General features: G+C 46.4%; 19 protein-coding genes. 4 read left to right on the top strand and 15 right to left on the bottom strand.

Annotated features, from left to right (window positions below; translation table 11 throughout):
- Positions 1-26: 26 nt before the first annotated feature.
- On the top strand, positions 27-350 hold the full coding sequence (locus tag DK846_RS14065; protein WP_109969601.1) for a chorismate mutase: 324 nt from the start codon (positions 27-29) through the stop codon (positions 348-350).
- A gap of 5 nt (positions 351-355) precedes the next feature.
- Here the strand turns inward: DK846_RS14065 and DK846_RS14060 are convergent, their stop codons facing one another.
- From DK846_RS14060 to argC, 5 genes are read right to left on the bottom strand one after another with little or no spacing between them, the layout of a single operon-like run.
- Entirely contained in the window at positions 356-1,549 is a 1,194-nt protein-coding gene (locus tag DK846_RS14060; RefSeq protein WP_109969600.1) for a cytochrome c biogenesis CcdA family protein, read from the bottom strand.
- Positions 1,549-2,433: an acetylglutamate kinase gene (gene argB / locus DK846_RS14055; protein WP_109969599.1), complete on the bottom strand. Its 885-nt coding sequence runs from the start codon at positions 2,431-2,433 to the stop codon at positions 1,549-1,551. The genes DK846_RS14060 and argB overlap by 1 nt, the downstream gene beginning before the upstream one ends.
- Entirely contained in the window at positions 2,430-3,581 is a 1,152-nt protein-coding gene (gene argJ / locus DK846_RS14050; protein ID WP_109969762.1) for a bifunctional glutamate N-acetyltransferase/amino-acid acetyltransferase ArgJ, read from the bottom strand. The genes argB and argJ overlap by 4 nt, the downstream gene beginning before the upstream one ends.
- Positions 3,582-3,586: 5 nt before the next feature.
- Positions 3,587-4,069, bottom strand: a complete 483-nt coding sequence (locus tag DK846_RS14045; RefSeq protein WP_109969598.1) for a CBS domain-containing protein — start codon at positions 4,067-4,069, stop codon at positions 3,587-3,589.
- Positions 4,070-4,076: 7 nt separating this feature from the next.
- Positions 4,077-5,063, bottom strand: a complete 987-nt coding sequence (gene argC, locus DK846_RS14040; protein WP_109969761.1) for an N-acetyl-gamma-glutamyl-phosphate reductase — start codon at positions 5,061-5,063, stop codon at positions 4,077-4,079.
- Between the two features lie 221 nt (positions 5,064-5,284).
- Between argC and mutS the strand changes: the two genes are divergently transcribed.
- The 3 genes from mutS to DK846_RS14025 are packed head-to-tail and all read left to right on the top strand — an operon-like array spanning position 5,285 to position 10,655.
- Complete coding sequence (gene mutS, locus DK846_RS14035) at positions 5,285-7,957, top strand: DNA mismatch repair protein MutS (protein ID WP_109969597.1); 2,673 nt, start codon at positions 5,285-5,287, stop codon at positions 7,955-7,957.
- A gap of 5 nt (positions 7,958-7,962) precedes the next feature.
- Positions 7,963-9,741, top strand: a complete 1,779-nt coding sequence (gene mutL / locus DK846_RS14030) for a DNA mismatch repair endonuclease MutL (RefSeq protein WP_146201236.1) — start codon at positions 7,963-7,965, stop codon at positions 9,739-9,741.
- Between the two features lie 50 nt (positions 9,742-9,791).
- Positions 9,792-10,655 carry an HhH-GPD family protein gene (locus DK846_RS14025; protein ID WP_245926566.1) on the top strand — a complete coding sequence of 288 codons (864 nt, stop codon included), beginning with the start codon at positions 9,792-9,794 and terminating at the stop codon, positions 10,653-10,655.
- Positions 10,656-10,843: 188 nt separating this feature from the next.
- Here the strand turns inward: DK846_RS14025 and DK846_RS14020 are convergent, their stop codons facing one another.
- From DK846_RS14020 to eif1A, 10 genes are all read right to left on the bottom strand, one after another.
- Positions 10,844-12,385, bottom strand: coding sequence for a hypothetical protein (locus DK846_RS14020; protein ID WP_146201235.1), 1,542 nt, complete (start codon positions 12,383-12,385; stop codon positions 10,844-10,846).
- A 435-nt stretch (positions 12,386-12,820) separates the two neighbouring features.
- Positions 12,821-13,402 carry a cobalt-precorrin-7 (C(5))-methyltransferase gene (locus DK846_RS14015; protein ID WP_109969594.1) on the bottom strand — a complete coding sequence of 194 codons (582 nt, stop codon included), beginning with the start codon at positions 13,400-13,402 and terminating at the stop codon, positions 12,821-12,823.
- Positions 13,399-14,406 carry a cobalt-precorrin-5B (C(1))-methyltransferase gene (locus DK846_RS14010; RefSeq protein ID WP_109969593.1) on the bottom strand — a complete coding sequence of 336 codons (1,008 nt, stop codon included), beginning with the start codon at positions 14,404-14,406 and terminating at the stop codon, positions 13,399-13,401. The genes DK846_RS14015 and DK846_RS14010 overlap by 4 nt, the downstream gene beginning before the upstream one ends.
- Positions 14,407-14,418: 12 nt before the next feature.
- Positions 14,419-15,078, bottom strand: coding sequence for a precorrin-8X methylmutase (locus DK846_RS14005; protein WP_109969592.1), 660 nt, complete (start codon positions 15,076-15,078; stop codon positions 14,419-14,421).
- A complete protein-coding gene (gene cobJ, locus DK846_RS14000; RefSeq protein WP_342769672.1) occupies positions 15,026-15,820 on the bottom strand; it encodes a precorrin-3B C(17)-methyltransferase in 795 nt (264 codons plus the stop codon). The genes DK846_RS14005 and cobJ overlap by 53 nt, the downstream gene beginning before the upstream one ends.
- On the bottom strand, positions 15,795-16,670 hold the full coding sequence (gene cbiG / locus DK846_RS13995) for a cobalt-precorrin 5A hydrolase (protein WP_109969590.1): 876 nt from the start codon (positions 16,668-16,670) through the stop codon (positions 15,795-15,797). Before cbiG ends, cobJ begins: the two co-directional genes overlap by 26 nt.
- Positions 16,667-17,383, bottom strand: coding sequence for a precorrin-4 C(11)-methyltransferase (cobM, locus tag DK846_RS13990; protein WP_109969589.1), 717 nt, complete (start codon positions 17,381-17,383; stop codon positions 16,667-16,669). The genes cbiG and cobM overlap by 4 nt, the downstream gene beginning before the upstream one ends.
- On the bottom strand, positions 17,380-17,988 hold the full coding sequence (locus DK846_RS13985) for a cobalt-factor II C(20)-methyltransferase (protein WP_109969588.1): 609 nt from the start codon (positions 17,986-17,988) through the stop codon (positions 17,380-17,382). Before DK846_RS13985 ends, cobM begins: the two co-directional genes overlap by 4 nt.
- Positions 17,988-18,530: a bifunctional cobalt-precorrin-7 (C(5))-methyltransferase/cobalt-precorrin-6B (C(15))-methyltransferase gene (locus tag DK846_RS13980; RefSeq protein ID WP_109969587.1), complete on the bottom strand. Its 543-nt coding sequence runs from the start codon at positions 18,528-18,530 to the stop codon at positions 17,988-17,990. The genes DK846_RS13985 and DK846_RS13980 overlap by 1 nt, the downstream gene beginning before the upstream one ends.
- Positions 18,531-18,707: 177 nt before the next feature.
- Positions 18,708-19,025, bottom strand: a complete 318-nt coding sequence (gene eif1A, locus DK846_RS13975) for a translation initiation factor eIF-1A (protein WP_109969759.1) — start codon at positions 19,023-19,025, stop codon at positions 18,708-18,710.
- Positions 19,026-19,320: the final 295 nt, after the last annotated feature.

The following is a 19,320-nucleotide window of genomic DNA, read 5'->3' as shown; positions in this document are numbered from 1 at the left end:
ATCCATGTCAAGGTACCTTCACTGTAATGACCCGACGCCCTTATTTCTGCCAGGCAGATATCTGTACTCAGAATATGTCACTGGATAAGCTCAGGGGTGAGATAGAAGCTGTTGATCTTGAGATCATAAAGCTGATTAAAGCGCGGATGGATATCGCAATTAAAATCGCAGAGGAAAAGGCGGCTGTCGGTGCTCCCACCCGGGATCCTGAACGCGTGGAAGTGGTCCTGAACCAGGTTGCCAGGCAGGCTGGATTATCAGGTATTGATCCCGGTCCAATAAGGGATATCTTTTCAACGCTTATCAGGATGAGCGAGAGTCTCCAGGACAAAAAGAGGGGAAGTGAATAGCGGTCTCAATACAGGCCAGACATAATTAGAAATGCAAAGACCAGCAGTAACATTCCGGCAAATATTGTAAACCTTCCCGGGTTCCTGCCACATCCTCCTTCGGTTTCTTCAGTCGGAATCCACCAATAGAAGAGCAGTGTTATCAACAGGAGTGGTACAATAAAGGCGAGATTGTACAGGAACAGATACACAAGACCCTGGACAATGTCCACCCTGAAAGAAATCATATCCTGAATTGCCAGGTAAATTCCACCAGTGCATGAGAGTTCAAGGACACCGGTGAGTAGACCAAGACCGAAAGCAATTGGGATAGTCATTGTGTGCAATTTCTCACAGAGCAGTCCGGAAGATCCCTGATCAGGTGTTTCGGCAACTCTTGAAGAGATTATACCTTCCCTGATCCACAGGAGTCCGATTACCACTGCAAGTATCCCGGCTATAAGAGTGTAACCCCGGAGAATACCGGCGATAGCAGGCAGGCTGTATATCCCAGTTCCTGATATGAAGTACATCAAGTAGACTGCACACGTGAACACAATACCGGCCAGAAGTAACCGCTGTTTCTGTCTGATTGTCATCAGAAGAGCGAGCAGGAACACAAGCACTGCAGATGCACAGGGATTTATTCCGTCAACCAACCCGGCAATGAGAACCAGGGGGATACTGATAACATTCCAGGTTCCTTTTTTTACTGGAACATTCGTCGAATTCGGGTCAGATAAACCGGTTTTTTTATTCTGCCCATACCAGGTTACGAGTGAATCAAAATTCTCTCTGATTGCTGACTCTCCCTCAAGGCCTGCATTCCCGATGAAGACTGAAGGAACCGAGACATACTGGCGGTGATATTCTGCTTTATATTGTTCGAACAGGACCTTGTTTTCACTACTGTTGAAGAGATCATAGGAGGTGATCACAACTCCCGGATGGGCAGCGCTGTATTCGTTGAGATAGGTCATCGCAAGATGACAGGCACCACAGTGTGTGTTATAAAAAAAGGTTGCAGAGTAATCTCCTGGTGTGGTGTTTGGATCAGAGAGGATCGTATCTGCAGGATGATCACCGATTACATCGCTTCCGTTTTTGAGGAAGACCCCTGCTGATGCGGGTCCTGTACAGAGTATCAGCACAAAAAGCAGGCCGGCCAGCACAGAGGCAAGAACCCTGTCATAGTGCTGACAAGACTGCCTTATACTCATCAGAGGCCGACCTCTTTCATGGTGATCATGGTTCCGACACCTTCTGAAGTGAAGAGTTCAAGAATCAGGTTGTGGCTGATATTCCCATTGATGATATGAGAGTATGGTACACCATCCTGGATCGCATGAAGGACAGCCTGAACCTTGGGGATCATTCCTTCTGATACAACACCGGTTGTTATCAGGTGTTCTGCATCTGATTTGGTAACCTGGCGGAAGACCTTGGTTCGCTCCTTGTCCATGATCCCGTCAACATCAGTCATACTGATGAATTTGTAGGCTTTGAGCGCAATTGCGATCTCCCCTGCTGCCGTGTCTGCATTGATATTCAGATCATTACCAGAACGATCAATTGCAAGAGGAGCAATGACCGGAACGTATCCATTATCCAGCAGGGTATTCAGGATATCAGGATTGATCGTCTCAATCTCTCCCACATGGCCAAGATCGACCTCCTCTTCTTTGTTGTTTACCCGGACACGCTGCCTTTCCATCTTACGTGCAATAATCAAATTCGCATCATTACCTGAGATCCCAATTGCTTTTCCTCCAGCCTTTGAAATCAGGGATACAATATTTGTGTTGATCTTGCCGACAAGAACCATCTGGGCTACTTCCAGAGTTTCATCATCAGTAATCCTGAGACCTCCTACGAACTTTGGCTCTTTTCCAAGAGCCTTCATCTTCTCGGTGATTTCAGGACCTCCGCCATGAACCAGGACGACTTTGATCCCGACCAGCTGAAGAAGAACTACATCACTGACTACGGTATCAAGAATCTCCCCCTCAACCATGGCATGACCACCAAGTTTGATAACCATGGTTCTGCCGTGAAACTTGCGTATATAGGGGAGGGCCTCCATGAGGACGTCTTCGCGTTTCATGTTGTGTACTTTCCGTTTATCTCGACATATTTCTCGGTCAGATCGCATCCCCATGCGATTGCCTTACCATTTCCTGCAGCAAGATCAAGTTCTATCTGGACCTCACGTCCGGCAAGCGATGCCTTAGCAGTTTTCAGATCCTCTGTAAGTACTCCTCTCTCACATACTGCTGCTTTGAGTCCTGATCCTGATATCCAGCATGAGACCTTTTCAGGATCAAACTCAGCACCCGAGCGTCCTGCTGCTGCGACAATCCGTCCCCAGTTTGGATCTTCGCCATATATTGCTGTCTTGACCAGCGGAGAACCAACCACGGTTCTTGCAGCAAGGTCTGCTTCATCCTCACTGCGGGCCCCCCGGACAATTACCTCGATCAGTTTGGTCGCACCCTCACCATCGCTGGCTATCTGTCGTCCGAGGCTGACACAACACTCCTCAAGTGCTGCTGTAAACTCATTCAGGGGTACTTTTCCTGCAGTACTGGTTGCGGTACAGAAGACCACATCGTTGGTACTGGTATCCCCATCCACAACAACCCTGTTGAAACTTCGTTTTACCGCGGTCTTCAACGCAACCTGAAGATCTGATGCACTGATCTCTGCATCAGTATAAACGTACCCTAGCATGGTTCCCATATTGGGAGCTATCATCCCGGAACCCTTGCAAATTCCACCAATGGTGAATCCTTCACGTCTCACAAGTGAGTGCTTCTCAACAAGATCAGTTGTCATGATCGCTTTTGCTGCACTGATCTCTGCTAAAGGGCTGCGCTCAAGTAGAGGTGCAATCCGATGACATTGATCCTTGATAAGAGGGAGATTCAGGTATCTGCTTATTACGCCGGTGCTTGCAACTCCTACCTCACGTGGATCGAGAGAGAGTTCTTCTGCGGCAATTGAGGCCATCTCCACGGCATCATCAATACCCCGCTGTCCAGTCAGGGCATTGGCACAGCCGCTGTTAGAAATGATTGCTGCGAGCCGTCCATGCTTGATTCTCTCCTGCATCAGGATAACCGGACCTGCCCGGGCGATATTCTTTGTAAAAGCTGCTGCTGCAGTGCCCTCTGCCTTAATTAGGGCCAGTCCATACTTCCCTTCCTTGATACCTGCTGCGGTCACACCTTCGACTGCACAAATGGATTGCATCTCACTCATGGACTCGCCCCTTTACCACCAGAGATCGCCCAGACGATATCTTCCCTGGTAATTATTCCTTTCAGAGTTTCACCGCTCACTACTGCAAGCCGGTCTATCTTCTTTTTGAGCATGAGATCTGCAGCAGCCTCAATGTCCTCTTCAGGTGTTATGGTTATGATCGGGCTGCTCATGATCATTCCCACCTTTTTACTGCCAATATCAGTGAGGGCCTCTTTGGTCCGCTCCCAATTGATGAACTCACGGATCGGGAGTTCTATCACCTCAAGCGGTGATGGAAGCCAGAGGTCATCAGACGGGCCTTTGGTCATGAGAAGTTTCAGCAGATCGGTTTCAGTCACCATTCCCGCTAGACGGGTTCCATCCATCACCGGAATACCACCGATATGTTTGGTCCTCATCACTCCCCCAATTGAAGAGACAGTGTCATCTACACTGCAGGTCACCGGGTCCGGGGTCATTGCATCCTTTACTAACATTGTAATTCTACGGCAGAATCGCCGGACTCCATAATCCTTCTGTCTCGCTGAATCCGCACATGAGATTCATATTCTGTATTGCCTGTCCACTTGCACCCTTCACTAGGTTGTCTATTGCAGATACAACGACAACCCGCTCTTCTGATACTTCCACCATCAGGTCGCAGAAGTTTGACCCACGTACCGAGTTCAGGGACGGACGCTGGTACCTGACAAAGGGCTCGTCTTTGTAATAATCATGGTAGAGCCGCTCCACCTCCCTCTGCTCCATCGGCTCATTCAGAAGTATATGAGCAGTGGTCAGGATACCCCGGTTTACAGGGAGGAGATGGGGAGTGAAGTATGCCTTAGCTCCCGACTTCAGGAATCCAATCTCCTGGCGCATCTCGGCAAGATGCCGATGACTTGTCCATTTATACGCAATGAAATTGTCTCCTACATTTGGATAATGGGATCCTTCGGAGGCATTGTCTCCCATCCCCGAGACCCCTGATTTTGAATCATAAATGATTGTGTGGGCACGTTCCGCAAGTGGTGCTGCTGCCAGGGTTGCCCCGGTCGGAAAGCACCCGGGATTTGCAACAAAGGATGCATTTTTGCACTGTTCGCGGTGCAGTTCACAGAGTCCGTAAGGAGCCGGGAAGTATGCCGTGTGAGGGACACCATATACCTTTTCGAACACATCCTTTGGAAGACGGTAGTCAGCTGAGAGATCAACGACTTTTATCCCCTGTTCAACCATGGAAGGGGCATATGCCATTGCCGCTGTATGAGGTACTGCCAGGAAGGCAACATCCACATCAATGGATGAGATTTCCGGGTTCGTAAAGGTCAGATCTGTAAACCCGGTGAGATGGGGGTGCCGGGAGGTCACCGGTTTTCCGGCCAGCTGCCGGGAGGTTGCACAGACAATCTCGGCCCGGGGATGTACATGCAGGAGCCGGAAGAGCTCCCCCCCGGTATAGCCGGAAGCGCCGATAATGGCAACTTTCATAATATCAATATCTGCTCTGCATCGGGTATTAACCTCCCTTCCCTTTTTCAGAGTCATCATCAGGACACAAGGCTTGAAAATGGATCTTAATTGCTGATGAGAGGGTGTTTATCGCATTGCGACTAAATATTTATTAACGTAAATATCAGGTTACGCTCCTTTCCTTCACCAGTAAGAGAGACTAATATCAGAACATAAGGCATGAGAGAACTCCTCCAGATATGACATCATCCCAGGAATCAGGCACTGGTCTGCGCGAAAAGCCGGGAAAGGTAACACCGGCAATGCAGCAGTTTTACGAGGCTAAACGACAATACCCGGATTGTATCATTTTTTTCCGGATGGGTGATTTTTACGAGACCTTCTGTGAGGATGCGGAAATATGCGCCAGAGAGATGGAGATTACACTCACCTCCCGTGGAAGGATGCCAGATGGTCAGGATATTCCACTCGCTGGTATACCGTATCATGCACTTGACGGGTATCTCTCCCGGATGATAAGCCGGGGGTACAAGGTTGCTATCTGTGAACAGATCGAAGACCCCAAGAAGGCAAAAGGGATTGTAAAACGGGATGTTGTCAGGGTAGTCACACCTGGAACTGTAATAGATGCAGCCCTTCTCCCAGGAGAAGGGGCCCGTTACCTGATGGCAGCAGTTCCAGATAAGAAACGAAAGCGGATAGGAATCGCATTTCTCGATATTTCAACAGGAGATTTTCAGATATCAGAAGTACCTGCTGAAGGGCATGGTGAGGAACTGAGAGCAGAGGCAGTCAGGTTCAGACCAGCCGAGTGTATTGTACCAAAAGGGGTTGAACAGGAGATAGAGAGAAAACTAAATCGCATTATTCCTCTCATATCACCACAGGATAACTCCATCTTTGATCTTCAGGGGGCAGAAGATCTCCTCTGTCGGCAATTCAGTATACAATCCCTTGACTCCCTTGGCTGTTGTGACATTCCTGCAGCCATTACTGCTGCTGGAGCTGCACTCACGTATGCTCAGAAAACGCAGTTCGATCCGCTTTCGCATATCAGATCACTCTCACGGAATCTACAATCAGAATATCTTGTTCTTGATGCAGTCACCCTTAGAAACCTTGAGGTTGTTTCAAACATCCGTGATCGAACTGAAGAGGGAACACTAGTCAAAACCATTGACATGACACAGACCCCTATGGGGAGACGTCTGCTCAGGCGATGGATTACTGCACCGTTAAAATCAGTTGAGGCCATCAACCAGCGTCTTGATGCAGTGGAATTTTTTACTCATGAAACCATTTTACGCCAGGACCTCAGGCAACTACTTTACAGATATGCAGATCTTGAACGCATTGCGGGCAGAATATCATATGGAAATGCAAGTCCGCGTGACCTGGTAACTTTAAGCGATGCTCTCACGGTGGCTTCATCTGTCAGGGGACTCTTTGATAGTCTTGCAGATATCCCTGAATCGATTAGGATATCAGTCAGAGAAATTTCAGATCTTCAGACTCTTGTCACCCTAATCGGACAAGCCATCGTGGACGAACCACCTCTGTTAATAAGAAAAGGCGGAGTCATTAGGGATGGATACCACGAAGAACTAGACCGGCTCCGGCTCATCTCAAGAGACGGACGTCAATGGGTCGCTGACCTGGAGCAGCAGGAAAAAGAACGGACCGGGATAAAGTCACTGAAGATCAAGTATAACGCAGTTTTCGGATTTTTCATAGAAATCACAAAAGCAAATCTTTCATCAGTCCCTGATGATTATGAAAGGCGCCAGACAACAGCAAATGGTGAGCGGTTTACGATTCCTGCTCTTCGTGAAGTAGAGTCACAGATAGCAACCGCTGATGAACGTCTGCTAAGTCTTGAAGAAGAACTCTATACTGCCCTTCTTGATACCCTGCGTGAGCACGTTTCGGCTCTTCAGGAGACAGCACATTCAATGGCAAGAATCGACCTCTTTGCCGGTCTTGCTGAATCTGCCCTAAAATTCAGATACGTGAGACCCCATCTCACTGATGAACCTGTTCTTCTCGTGCGGGAGGGGCGTCACCCGGTTGTTGAAGCCTCACTTGAGACAGGTTTTGTGCCAAATGACGCAGAAATGAGTGCTTCTGGTGAGCAGATCCTGATCATCACAGGCGCAAACATGGCTGGGAAATCCACGTATATGCGAAGTGTTGCTCTGATCATCGTTATGGCACAGATGGGGAGTTTTGTTCCTGCGGGATACGCAAAAGTGGGCCTGGTAGATCGGATATTCACCAGGGTCGGGGCGTTTGATGACCTCGCTAGTGGGCAGAGTACATTCATGGTAGAGATGCTCGAACTCGCCACAATCATGAACCATGCGACTGATCAGAGTCTGGTAATTCTTGACGAGATAGGGAGAGGTACCAGCACGCTTGACGGGTACTGTATAGCCAGGTCAGTGCTTGAACACCTGCATGGAAAGAAGAGCAAAGGGCCGAGAACTCTTTTTGCTACACATTTCCATGAACTCGTCGGAGTGGAAGAGGATTTGAAACGGGTGCGAAACTGCCACTTTGCAGTCAGGGAGACAGACAAAGACGTGGTATTTCTCAGAAAACTCATACCCGGTGCAACTGACCGCAGTTACGGTATCCACGTTGCGTCACTTGCAGGAGTTCCTAGCCCTGTGATTATTCGTGCTGAAGACCTGATGAAGAAGGTTATGAGGGGAGAGGAATCACCAGGGGGTGGTGTTAAAAGATATACCCAAATGATACTGCTTGATGCACCTGCTACCCATTCAGCCGTGACACCAGAACCAGATCCCATCAGGGAAGAACTAGATTCGATAGATGTAAACTCACTCACTCCTCTTCAGGCCCTCTCCCTGCTAGCTGATCTCAAGAGTAGAGCCAAGGATCTGACGTGATAGAGATGCCAAATCCGCATATCAGGCTTCTTGACGGGGATACAATCAATCAGATCGCAGCTGGTGAAGTAGTTGAACGTCCGGCGTCTATCGTTAAAGAACTCATCGAAAATGCCATTGATGCCAAAGCAACCACAATAACCGTTGAGATCAGTTCAAACAGAAAAGAAGTCACCAGGATACGCATTATTGATGACGGCTGTGGCATACCGACAGAGGAAGTTTCACTCGCCTTCTCTCCTCATGCCACAAGTAAGATCCAGACCGCAGAGGATCTGAACACCTGTCGCACGCTCGGATTCAGAGGAGAGGCACTTGCGAGCATCGCCGCCATCGCATACGTCACCATGGTGACCCGTTCGAAGGGTGAAGATGCAGGAACCCATCTTATCATCAGTGGAGGGGAGATTCTTGAGAATAGGGCAACAGGCGCCCCTACCGGAACAACCCTCACAGTGGAAGAGATTTTTTTTACCACACCTGCACGGAGAAAATTTCTCAAGAGCCTTGCAACAGAACTCTCCCGGATATCGTCGGTGATCGAGGTTTTCAGCCTTTTATACCCGGAACTAACCTTCAGATACCTTCTGAACGGACAGGAAAAATCCACAAGTCATGGAACCAGGACCCTCGGAGAGGTACTACGGGCGTTGAGGCCCGATGAAGCAGCACAGATGATCCAGGTAAGTGGGGAAGAGAATGGAATCTCCCTGGAAGGATACATCTCACATCCAGAACTTATCAGGCAGAATACCCAGCGGATCCTTGTAGCGGTCAATGGAAGGATGATCGTCTCGTCACGTATTTCCGGGGCAATACGATCAGGGTATGGTACACTTATCCCGTCCCATTCGTTTCCTGTTGCGGTTCTGAAAATAAATCTGGATCCTGCTCGTGTTGATGCAAACATCCATCCGACTAAGCGGGAGATCAGGATATCTGATGAACCTGAGTTTCTCAGGTTTATCGTTACCAGAGTAAAAGAAGCACTGCAGGGCCAGGATCTCTCTCATTCAGGCATTTCCATTAAGAGTGAACTCCATCTTGTGGCTGATGATCAAGAGAATCAAAGCCCGGGCCTAATATACCGGACATCTGAAACACCAGCGCAGCGTGTCTGTGAGGCCACTCTCGCAGGATATCGGACCACTGCAAGACAACTCAGACGGACCCGACTTTTAATGGAACCAACAGGAGCAGAAGAGGAATCACTGTTCCCCCCTCTAAAATATATCGGGCAGGTTGCTGCAACCTACCTTCTTGCCTCAAATAGTTCCGGTGATCTGATCCTCATCGATCAACATGCAGCACACGAACGGATCAGATATGACCAATTAAAAAGGGAACAGAAAGAGGGAACCCTCTCACAGGAGTTGCTCGTTCCCATCGTCCTTCAGTTAAGCACATCAGAAGTCCATCTTCTCAGCGAGATCAGATCAGATCTCGAAAAGGAAGGGTTTCATCTTGAACCGTTTGGGAAAGATACCTGGTGCGTGAGAAGTGTTCCGGTTGTACTCGGACGATGTGAGGATCCGGATGCAATCAAGGAGATCATCTCCAGTGCTCTTGTTGGAGGACAGGAGAACAGGATGAGTGAATCTGTCTCCCGGATGGTTGCCTGCCGTGGCGCAGTAAAGGCAGGAGTCATCCTTACACCAGAACAGGGAGAGGAGATCATCAGTCAGCTCTCCCGCACCTCTGAACCATATACCTGCCCACATGGAAGACCCACTATCATCTCATTCACAAGGTCTAAACTGGAAGAACTTTTCAGGAGGAGATGAAGTCTCCATCTTTGATGTGATTCTTTCAGTGATATGGGAGGATATATCCATTGACTCAGCATCAACTCGAAACCGGTGTCGCCCATACCTTCCAAGGCTCTGATCCTGATGATCTAGAAGCGTTTATTAATCTTATCCATGAGTTTTACACTAGAATGAGGCGCCCCATGCCATGGCGCGATGAGATAACCCAATATAGGGTCGTAGTATCTGAAATCATGCTTCAACAGACCCAGGTTTCGAGAGTGATAGAAAAATTCCCTCTTTTCATTAACAGGTTCCCGAATTTTATATCTCTCGCTGATGCTTCTCTGACAGATGTAATGGAAGCATGGCAGGGCCTTGGGTATAATAGAAGGGCAAAGTATCTTCATGGACTCGCGCGTTCGGTAGTGAACGACTGGAACGGTGCGCTCCCCACAGATCCAGAAATACTGGTAACATTTCCCGGAATAGGCAGCGCTACCGCTGGTTCAATTACTGCTTTTGCCTTCAACAAACCTGTTGTTTTTATTGAAACCAATATCAGACGAGTGTTTATTCATCATTTTTTTGTTGATAGGGAAAAGATTGCGGATTCAGAAATTCGTCCCCTTGTAGAGAGAACGCTTGATCATGAGAATCCCCGCGACTGGTATTATGCTCTTATGGACTACGGTACCTGGCTTGCCGGGAGGATTGAAAACCCAAACAGAAAAAGCCACCATTATTCCAGACAATCAGTGTTTGAAGGGTCAGATCGCCAAATCAGAAGTTCTCTTCTTAAAAGACTGCTTGCTACAAAAAGTTCACCCCTTGAGGAAATAATAAAAAATTCCGAAGAGGATACGCAGAGAATAAGACGAATAATTGCAGGTATGGTCAAAGAAGGGCTTCTCAGTATAAACAACGGGATCATAACGATTGCAGAATAAAATCTGATTAATTGGCATTATCTTCAAGGATTACCTTAAATTAACAGACCATTTAGCAAAAAATCAACAGGGATGGATTATTGACAAGCCTAATACCTATTATTATTGAAGTAAAGGAAGAAATATAGGCCTAAATACTGAATTCCACGATCAACCGAAATCGATTGATATGGCTCATCGTGGAGGGTTCAAGCCTGAAGATCTGCAGGCCATTTTAGACATTCAAGGATATCGTGCTGCCTTGAATGCAACCCAGTAACAACAGTACGGTCATTGCCTAACCCAATAAGACGGATTTTGGCGAGATCAATCATGATCTTCTGGACACTTGACACACTCAGAAGGCCCGCAGATTCAAACTGTCGTTCAACCCACCGTTTAAGCATCAGGCTGATGTATGCAATGAAAAAAAGACCCTGCCTAATCATATCAGCATCTACTGTGTGGGGATAAATCTGAAGGCTGCTAATAACAGTGCCAAAAAATAGTTCATCTTCTTTTTGTTCACTGGTCCATTGCATGCATTGATCCCATTGAAAATCTCCCCCACCATATAGGATAACAGATATCCCTCCATCGCGAAGCTGGCGTGACACAGCCTTCTGCTTGATACTAACATGGAGCCGTCCTTCCTCAACTTTCCACTGAATAAATGGCTCATATCTTCCCGCTATATCATGAACAGCTGCTGCGGGATCGGTCCATTTATAAATTGGGGTATTGTGCAGACTGTCCAGGATGAGTTCAAGATCCTCATTGTACTCATTTCTCTCTTCTTCGTCCTGTCTGGGACTATAACAGACATATCCATGCATCTGTACGGATTCAACCGGAATGGATATTGGAACCACGAAGAGTGTTTCACCGTGAAATATCTTCAGATTCTTTGGATGCATCAATTCACTTCGGCGCCGTTTTATCTCCTCCCTCACGAGTTCATTATCCGGATTGATGGGAATTACAAACGGAGTACCACTGAAAATGAGTCCATAAATATTCATTGAAGAATTAAACTCTCTGCCAGAGATTAGAGTAGTGCTGCGATAATGAAAGATATGCATCCCCGCTACTGCATTTTTTACCAGTCTTGTTGCAGTCAGGTTTTTAGGGTGGGGAAAGTATGCCGCAGGAACACTCATACTCCAATCATAATAGAGTGAGATCTGATCAAAGAACTGGGTATTTACCTGCTGTCTTCTTAAAGAGGTGGAATGGTGACGTTTAGGGATCATCAGATCATATACTCTGCTATCACCACTTTCCTGTTTACTTATACAGGAACGGCATATATCCATTGGGAGGCCAGTTTCCCCCAGTTTTTTAAGCAATTTAGAGACGGTTTGTGACGATATTTTTAGGCCGGGATAGATGCGGGAGAGAGCTGTTCCCTCAAACCACGCTCCAGGATTATAGATCGCATCAGGACAGGTAAGAGCGATAATAGCCAGTGTGAGACTAATACGTGCCTCATGTTCAGTCAGATGTGTTCCCAGAATCTCATGAAGCTCAAGAGAGCGAATTGCATTCAGGTACGGAATCAATTCTCCATATACATATACCCGTTCAGGGTTCTTTGCCTTCTCCCGTACCCGGACAGGTTTTCCATCAACATACTTACCCAGGTACCTGCTTTTTTGTCTGGTTCTACGGGTTTCCTTGTCGTAATAATATGTTATTTCGTACAAGTAGTCATGCCCGTTAATTTTCTTGACCCGGGTAGTAGTCTTCACATAGCATAATAGGCAGTCGTTTTATTTAATCTTGTCCCATTACACAAGAGATAAGGTTTCAATTTAGACAACATTTGGGTTGCCTAATCTTTGAGCACTAATTATTGGCCTGTTTTGATAAATGCCTTCCAACAAGCCCTAAAATTAATATAGCTCAAAAATAGACTACTTATCACCTCTCTGCAGCAGACAAAGTAGTGATAACACATCCCCCCATCCGAATAACACCTGACGCATACATGTGAAATACCTCATTTCACACCCCCCATCAAATGCGGTTATCACTTCTGTTGTTGTAGGAGGGCATTGTTCGATGAAGACCCCATTGGCCCTTGTGAAACCTGAATCAACCGGTTGACTGCCCAAAGGTCACCACAGGGGCCAATCCCTTTTGAAGAATTCTTATTGCATAGCAAAAGCGCTGTAAAAAACAGATTATACAGAGGGTAGAAGAAACAGGATATACATCCCAGATGTCGCATGAGGAGGACTATCCACAGTTCCTTTAATGATCTTTTCCTCAGGGTAACCAATATCCTGACAGATCACAAGACGGTAATCAGGATATGGATTGAGCCTATCCGCAAGATTTCCAATATTGAACTCAGGATCTGTTATCAAACAAAGTGAGCGATCCCGTTTCACTTCATCGCAGACGGTATGCATTGTTTCATCATAGCCACGGCCATGCGCCGTTAGTACCAGGAGATTTGTGAGAGGGATATGGAGTCGTGCTGCCCCAAGTTGAACAGAAGAGATCCCTGGAATAACCTCACCTGGGAGATAACCAAGACCTGATAACATAGGATCCCCTGTAGACAAGAGGACTGTTTCATCAGGAAGAGACTTGAGTGCCCGATAATCTTCTATGGTTTTCACTTCGCATTCAGGAGGTATTGAATCCTGTACCAGAGCGATAGCCCGTTCTGATCCGAAAATGAGAGTCGCGGATTTAATAACCATTTTTGCCTGGCAGGTAAGGAGATTTGGGCCGCATCCGACACCTACAATTTTCATGGAGCCTCCTTCAGTATCCGCCCTATACGATCTAGAAGAATAATGCGGAGCCCTGGCTTTTTTGCACAGAACCATAACATCGACTCCTGCACCCGTTTATCAAACTCTGATGTTCCTATCATCTCTTCAACTGTCCCAAACCCTGAACCTTCGAGGATTGCGGGATTAATAAACTTTAGAATCAGAGCAGGAAGCCCGCAGAGGATTACGTCACCATGAGCATGGTGTAATGCGGGACCAATACGAGACCCGATGAGAATTACTTCATGGCTTGGGAATAGAAGTCGTGAATATTTGAGACCAATCCTCCCGGTGGTCAAAACAACCCGTGATGTACCGGAAATCCGGTTTATCATTGTTTCTTCCAGGTGATCATCCCATGGCTCAACAAAACCTGTGGAACCCAAAACTGAAATACCGCCACTTACCCCTACCTTTGCATTAAGTGTCAGGGATGCAATATAAGAACCGTTTTCAGCAGATAGGATTACCCTGACTCCTGAAAGATTAATCTCATTCAACGCCTCGTTCATGGCATCCCGAATCTCAGCCATTGCCGGAGGACTAATTGCAGGCGACCCTTTTGGGTAACGGGGGTTTTCACGATCCCACTTCCCAATTCCATCTCCTGTAATAACCTCACAGCCCCCTGCTATAAGTGTAGCAAAGGCGTGAAACCGGATTCCCGCGGTGACATCATCTGGATAGTCACCAGAATACTTTTCTGATATTCCATGCCCGTTCTCACCACTTGCCTTCACCAGGACCCTGATACCAGAAGGGGTGAGGATTGTAACGAGTCCGGAAACAGGATCCTTCAGTGAGAGGATCGCTGCTTTTACCGCCGCTGCAGCGGTGGTTCCGGTAGTAAAACCTCGGTGGAGAATTTTACCATCTGCGGTGAGAACTGCAAGACCGGATTCTACTGCCTCCAGAGCCTTGGGATCCTCACAGGCATCGACCCATGATTCAGGATAAACAAATCCACTCACCGGATCGAACATACAATTCTCCGATTACTGCCTGGAAACAAACATCGTGATGATCTCGTTCAACGCTGCTACTGCAATGGGTGTTCCACCACGGGTTCCTTCATTTGAGATGGAGGGGATCAATATGGTTCTGAGTACCTCTTTTGATTCGGCTGCATTTACAAAACCGACCGGTGTCCCGATTACCAATGCGGGCTTACAGCCATCCCTGATCATGTCGCATACAACCAGTAGTGCCGAAGGAGCATTACCAATAACAATTATAGATCCATCAAGTTGATCACGGGCAGCAAGAAATCCCGCAGAGGTCCGGGTAATCGTACCAGACTGTTCTGTTTCAGCGGGAATATCAAGAACACAGTGCACTTGACTTGTATGCCCTTTCTTCTGAATACCTGTCTCTACCATCCTGATATCAGTAAATATGGGTACCCCTTTGGCAAGGGCTGTAAGACCTGCTAACACAGGATCATAGCAGAACCGCATCAGTTCAGCCATTGCAAAGTCACCTACTGCAATGGAACATCGTTGCCTGATTCGGTCTTCGGGTGTCTTATCACCGATAGTATTACGTGCGATCTCCCTGGATCGGGATGATATATCATATCCCTCCTCGGTATCAGCGCCAATATCAATATAGGTATTTTCGATGATATCCCCGGGGTGTAATGATTCCTTTGACATCTTCTCCTCTCTTCCAGATTCTTGTCTCCTCTCCACCAATAAAAACAACAGCATGCATATCAACTAAATCCTCTATTTCCCAGACTTTTCCGAGGGTTGTATAGAGAACTGATTCATCTTCACGGTACGCATTTCGTACTATGCCTACAGGTGTATCAGAGGGGAGATATTCTAATGCAAGGGCAATGGCCTCACCCAGTTGTTCAGTCCGGGTTCTGCTTTTTGGATTATAGAGAACAACCGGCATCTTCACTGAAAAGAGGGCTGATAATCTCGCTTTTATAACTTCACGAGGGGTGAGGAGATCAGACAGACTTACCACAGCGAAATCCCCGGATAGTGGGGACCCCAGCCGTGCAGCTCCAGCAGTTGCGGCAGTTATACCTGGGACAATCTCTACAGGAATAGCAAGTCCGGTATGTTCAAGGACCTCAAGAACAATGCTTGCCATTCCATACACACCGGGATCGCCACCGGACACCATAGATACGCTCGTGGTTTTGGCAAGATTGATACACTCCTTTGCTCGATCAACCTCTTTTCCCATTCTGCTTCTTATGACATTTTTTCCCTGAACCAGATGAGAAATCTGATCCAGGTAGAAATCATTGCCGATAACGACATCTGATTCTGCGATCACCTTTTCAGCACGACGAGTTAGCATTTCCGGGGACCCGGGACCAATCCCTACAATATAAAGCCTGCCTGTAACTAACTTATCGGGCGAAGGCAACCGTGACATTTCCATAAACTTTTTTCTCCATAATTAGTTCTTTTTTGTATGATACTGCCAGGGCAGCCGGTTCAGCAACACCAGGAAGACCAAATCGTTCAGCTGCCGATACTGAATGAACAGATTCTTTGTTCAGTGTTTCATGATCAAGAAATATCAGATTCCCCCCTATCTCACGAATTGCTTCAGTCAAGCCCTGTTCATGAAGTTTCAGAGTACTTGTTGCATAAATACTGACATCAGCCCGCGTCAATGAAACCGATTGTAAAGCTGTATCAATGGCATCAGTTATTTCGTGAGAAGGTGTTCCTTTCCGGCACCCTATGCCCGCTGTGCAAGGGGCATCGGATACAAGAAATGAAACGCCACTTCCAGCGATGACCATCCCAGGCCCTTCAACAGAATAAATACCCGCAATACCCTCAAGGACTGCTGCATTCGATCTCCGTGTTGAAGCAGGGTTTACAATGCGAAGGCATTTCTCCCTGGCAATACCCTCTGCCGAATCTCTTCCGGTTGATTCTGTTGCTGTTGTGATAACAGGGATAAAACCTAGTTTCTCTTCAAGGTCATATGCAAGATCGTTTGCACCATGATGACCCCCCGATATTGGAATAGCATACTTCAGATCAGGGCTTATTACCACAATGGCTGGATCACGCCATTTGTCAGTAAGAAGTGGAGCAATCTTTCGCACCACAATCCCGGTTGCCATCAGAGCTACAATCCGATCTGCTGACCCAATAACTTCAGTAAAAACTGAGTCGTGATATGGCACAAAAGTTCCACTGATTGACTCAGCAATCCGCTTTGCAGGATCTGAAAAGTAAGGAAGAGCAGTAACGATAGTCCCAGTCATGAATACAATTCAGATCTGACATGTCCGGGAAGTTCATCACCAAAAACATCACCAATTAACAGGAGTGCTGACCGGCAAATACCAGCATCCTTTGCCTGTTGCGCGATGGTTCCAACAGTTCCCCTGATAATCTTCTGATCAGGCCAGGTAGCATGATAGATGACCACAGCTGGTGTCGCAGGTGGATGTGATATTTTTGCAACTACTTCAGCCAGACGATCTGATCCGAGAAATATTGCCATCGTCTCATGATGCTGCGAATATTCTGTAATATGATCGTGCTCAAGAGTCTTTCCTGCTGGCCTTGTGATGATAACAGACTCAGAAACACCACGTAGGGTAAGTTGAGTCTGTAGCGCGGCAGCAGCCCCAAATAGAGATGAAACACCAGGGACGACCTCGAAAGATATTCCTTCTTTCTTAAGAAGTTCCATCTGTTCTATTATTGCACCATAAAGAGCAGGATCTCCTGAATGAAGCCTTACTACTTTTTTCCCATCACGGACAGCCTGAACCATTAGAGGAGTCATCTCTTCTAGTGACATTCCATTGCTGTCATATTTTTCCGATGCGGAGGATCTCCTTACTAATTCCGGGTTTACGAGAGAGCCTGCATAGATCAGGAGATCAGCTGAACTAATCAGATTATTTCCTTTTACTGTTATTAGATCAGGATCACCCGGTCCTGCACCAACAAACCATACTGAATTCATAGAGCCTTCTCCGCAAACAGAAGTGAGAAGTAGTTGCTTTCATCAGGAAGATCATCTCTCCAGATCTTCATTCCTTCCATATACATCCGCTCTACAAGAACAAACCGATGATATCCTTGTTTTTTCAGTCGTTCTGCAGTTTCACGCGGACGCCGGACTTTCATCTGGATTCGCACCGAATCAGAACTTCCATCAGATACTGAAAAACCACCGTTGATAGGTATGCCAGTTACTGATGTAAGCGCTGTAATAGAACTAACACCAGGAACTGTACTGATCTGAATGTTTGGATGTTTTTCCCTAATGACAACACAGAGTCTTGAAAATGTGGAAAATATATTTGGGTCGCCGATAATTCCAAAGACTACATTCCCGGTTTCTGCAATAGGAGCAATAATTTCAGCATTTTGTTCTATCTGCTTTGAGATCGCTGTTTCATCATGACTCATCGGGAATGACAATTCAACCGGGGTGCAATAAGGTTCCACCAGATTTCTGGCAATACCACCGGGAACAAAAACACGATCAGCCTCTCTTAAGTGACGTACTGCTGATAATGTGAGTAATTCAGGATCTCCAGGACCTAGTCCGACTGCTGTCAGCATCAGAAACCTCCACAGATAATAAAGACTGGATCTATTGGTTTGAACATTATCCCTGACCCAATTGAGTAACTTCTCGAGATCTGTGCCATAATTATCTCCCTGAACATGCCATGTTTTTTCAGATAAGAGACTGCAGTATTGGCAGTTTCAAGCATCACTGCATTAATCACCAAAGATCTAACCTTAAGTTTTGCTAGAGCATCTATTACTTCCTCAAGCCCCTGTGAACCCCCGACAAAGGCACTATCCAGATGATCAATCGTTGAAAGAAATGTTCTATTATCATCATTGAATACTGACATATTTGAGATTCCGCTCGCATGTGCTTCCTTTTCAGTCCATTTGCAAGCTTCAGCCCGCTTATCTACAGCTAGGACCTGTTTCACCAGAGGTGCTACTTCCCGCGATATCCTGCCAGTACCACAGCCAAGATCAGCAAAGATATCACAAGGAGACAGATTTAGTTTGAAAAGAGAAATTGCAAGAATTTCATCTTTAGTAGGACCACCAGAAGGGGGTTTTGTTGGTGTATCAATATTCATGGACTTCGTATATGTTTGATGGGTTTTACAAAAGAGATATGTGCCGCATTTGTTTTTTTACAGTTGGAAGGTTTCAATCACACTCACATTAAATAATTTTTAATTATAACCAAATAAATTGCACTGGATGATGGAAGTAATATTTGTAAGGAAGAAAAAAATTACACGAAAAAGTGGTTACAAATAGCCATTTTTCTTCAGCCACTCTACCTGAGGGCGAGTATACCGATAGATGATATCTGCTTTGTCATCCTGAAAATTCCAGGGTATTACTATCAGAATATCACCCTCACGTATCCAGACTTTTTTCTTAATCTTTCCTTTAATCCTGCCAAGCCGGGATACTCCATCCACGCACTTCACCCTGATGTGATTTGCACCCATCATTAATTCGGCAATGGCGAATATCTCCCGATTGCGCTCGTTCGGAAGTCTTGCACGAATGATCTCTTCAGAATCAGATGAGTTATCCCGAAAATCAAAATCTTCTGTCAGCACACCAACTCCTTTTTCTCACCGCAAGAGCAGACGGACTGTTAATTCTAGATTATCATGTTGATAATTAATGAATTACTATGTGAAGAAGAAATAAAAAATAATATATAGAATATGATGCAACTTTATTATCCCACGCTCATCACGAACGTGGCAAATGGCTCGAATGTAAGTTCGAGAGGACATATACAAAAGTATATATCCCTTTGAACACAACGTAAGAGGCTGTTTAATGGGAGCCCGAACTGTGAACAGCGATGTTGCAACGGGTTCGACATAGGAATACTGATGGTGT

This window comes from Methanospirillum lacunae (assembly GCF_003173355.1).
In the GTDB taxonomy this organism is placed as follows: domain Archaea; phylum Halobacteriota; class Methanomicrobia; order Methanomicrobiales; family Methanospirillaceae; genus Methanospirillum; species Methanospirillum lacunae.
Note: the sequence above shows the minus strand (reverse complement) of the source record. Positions and strands in the feature narration are given on the sequence as shown.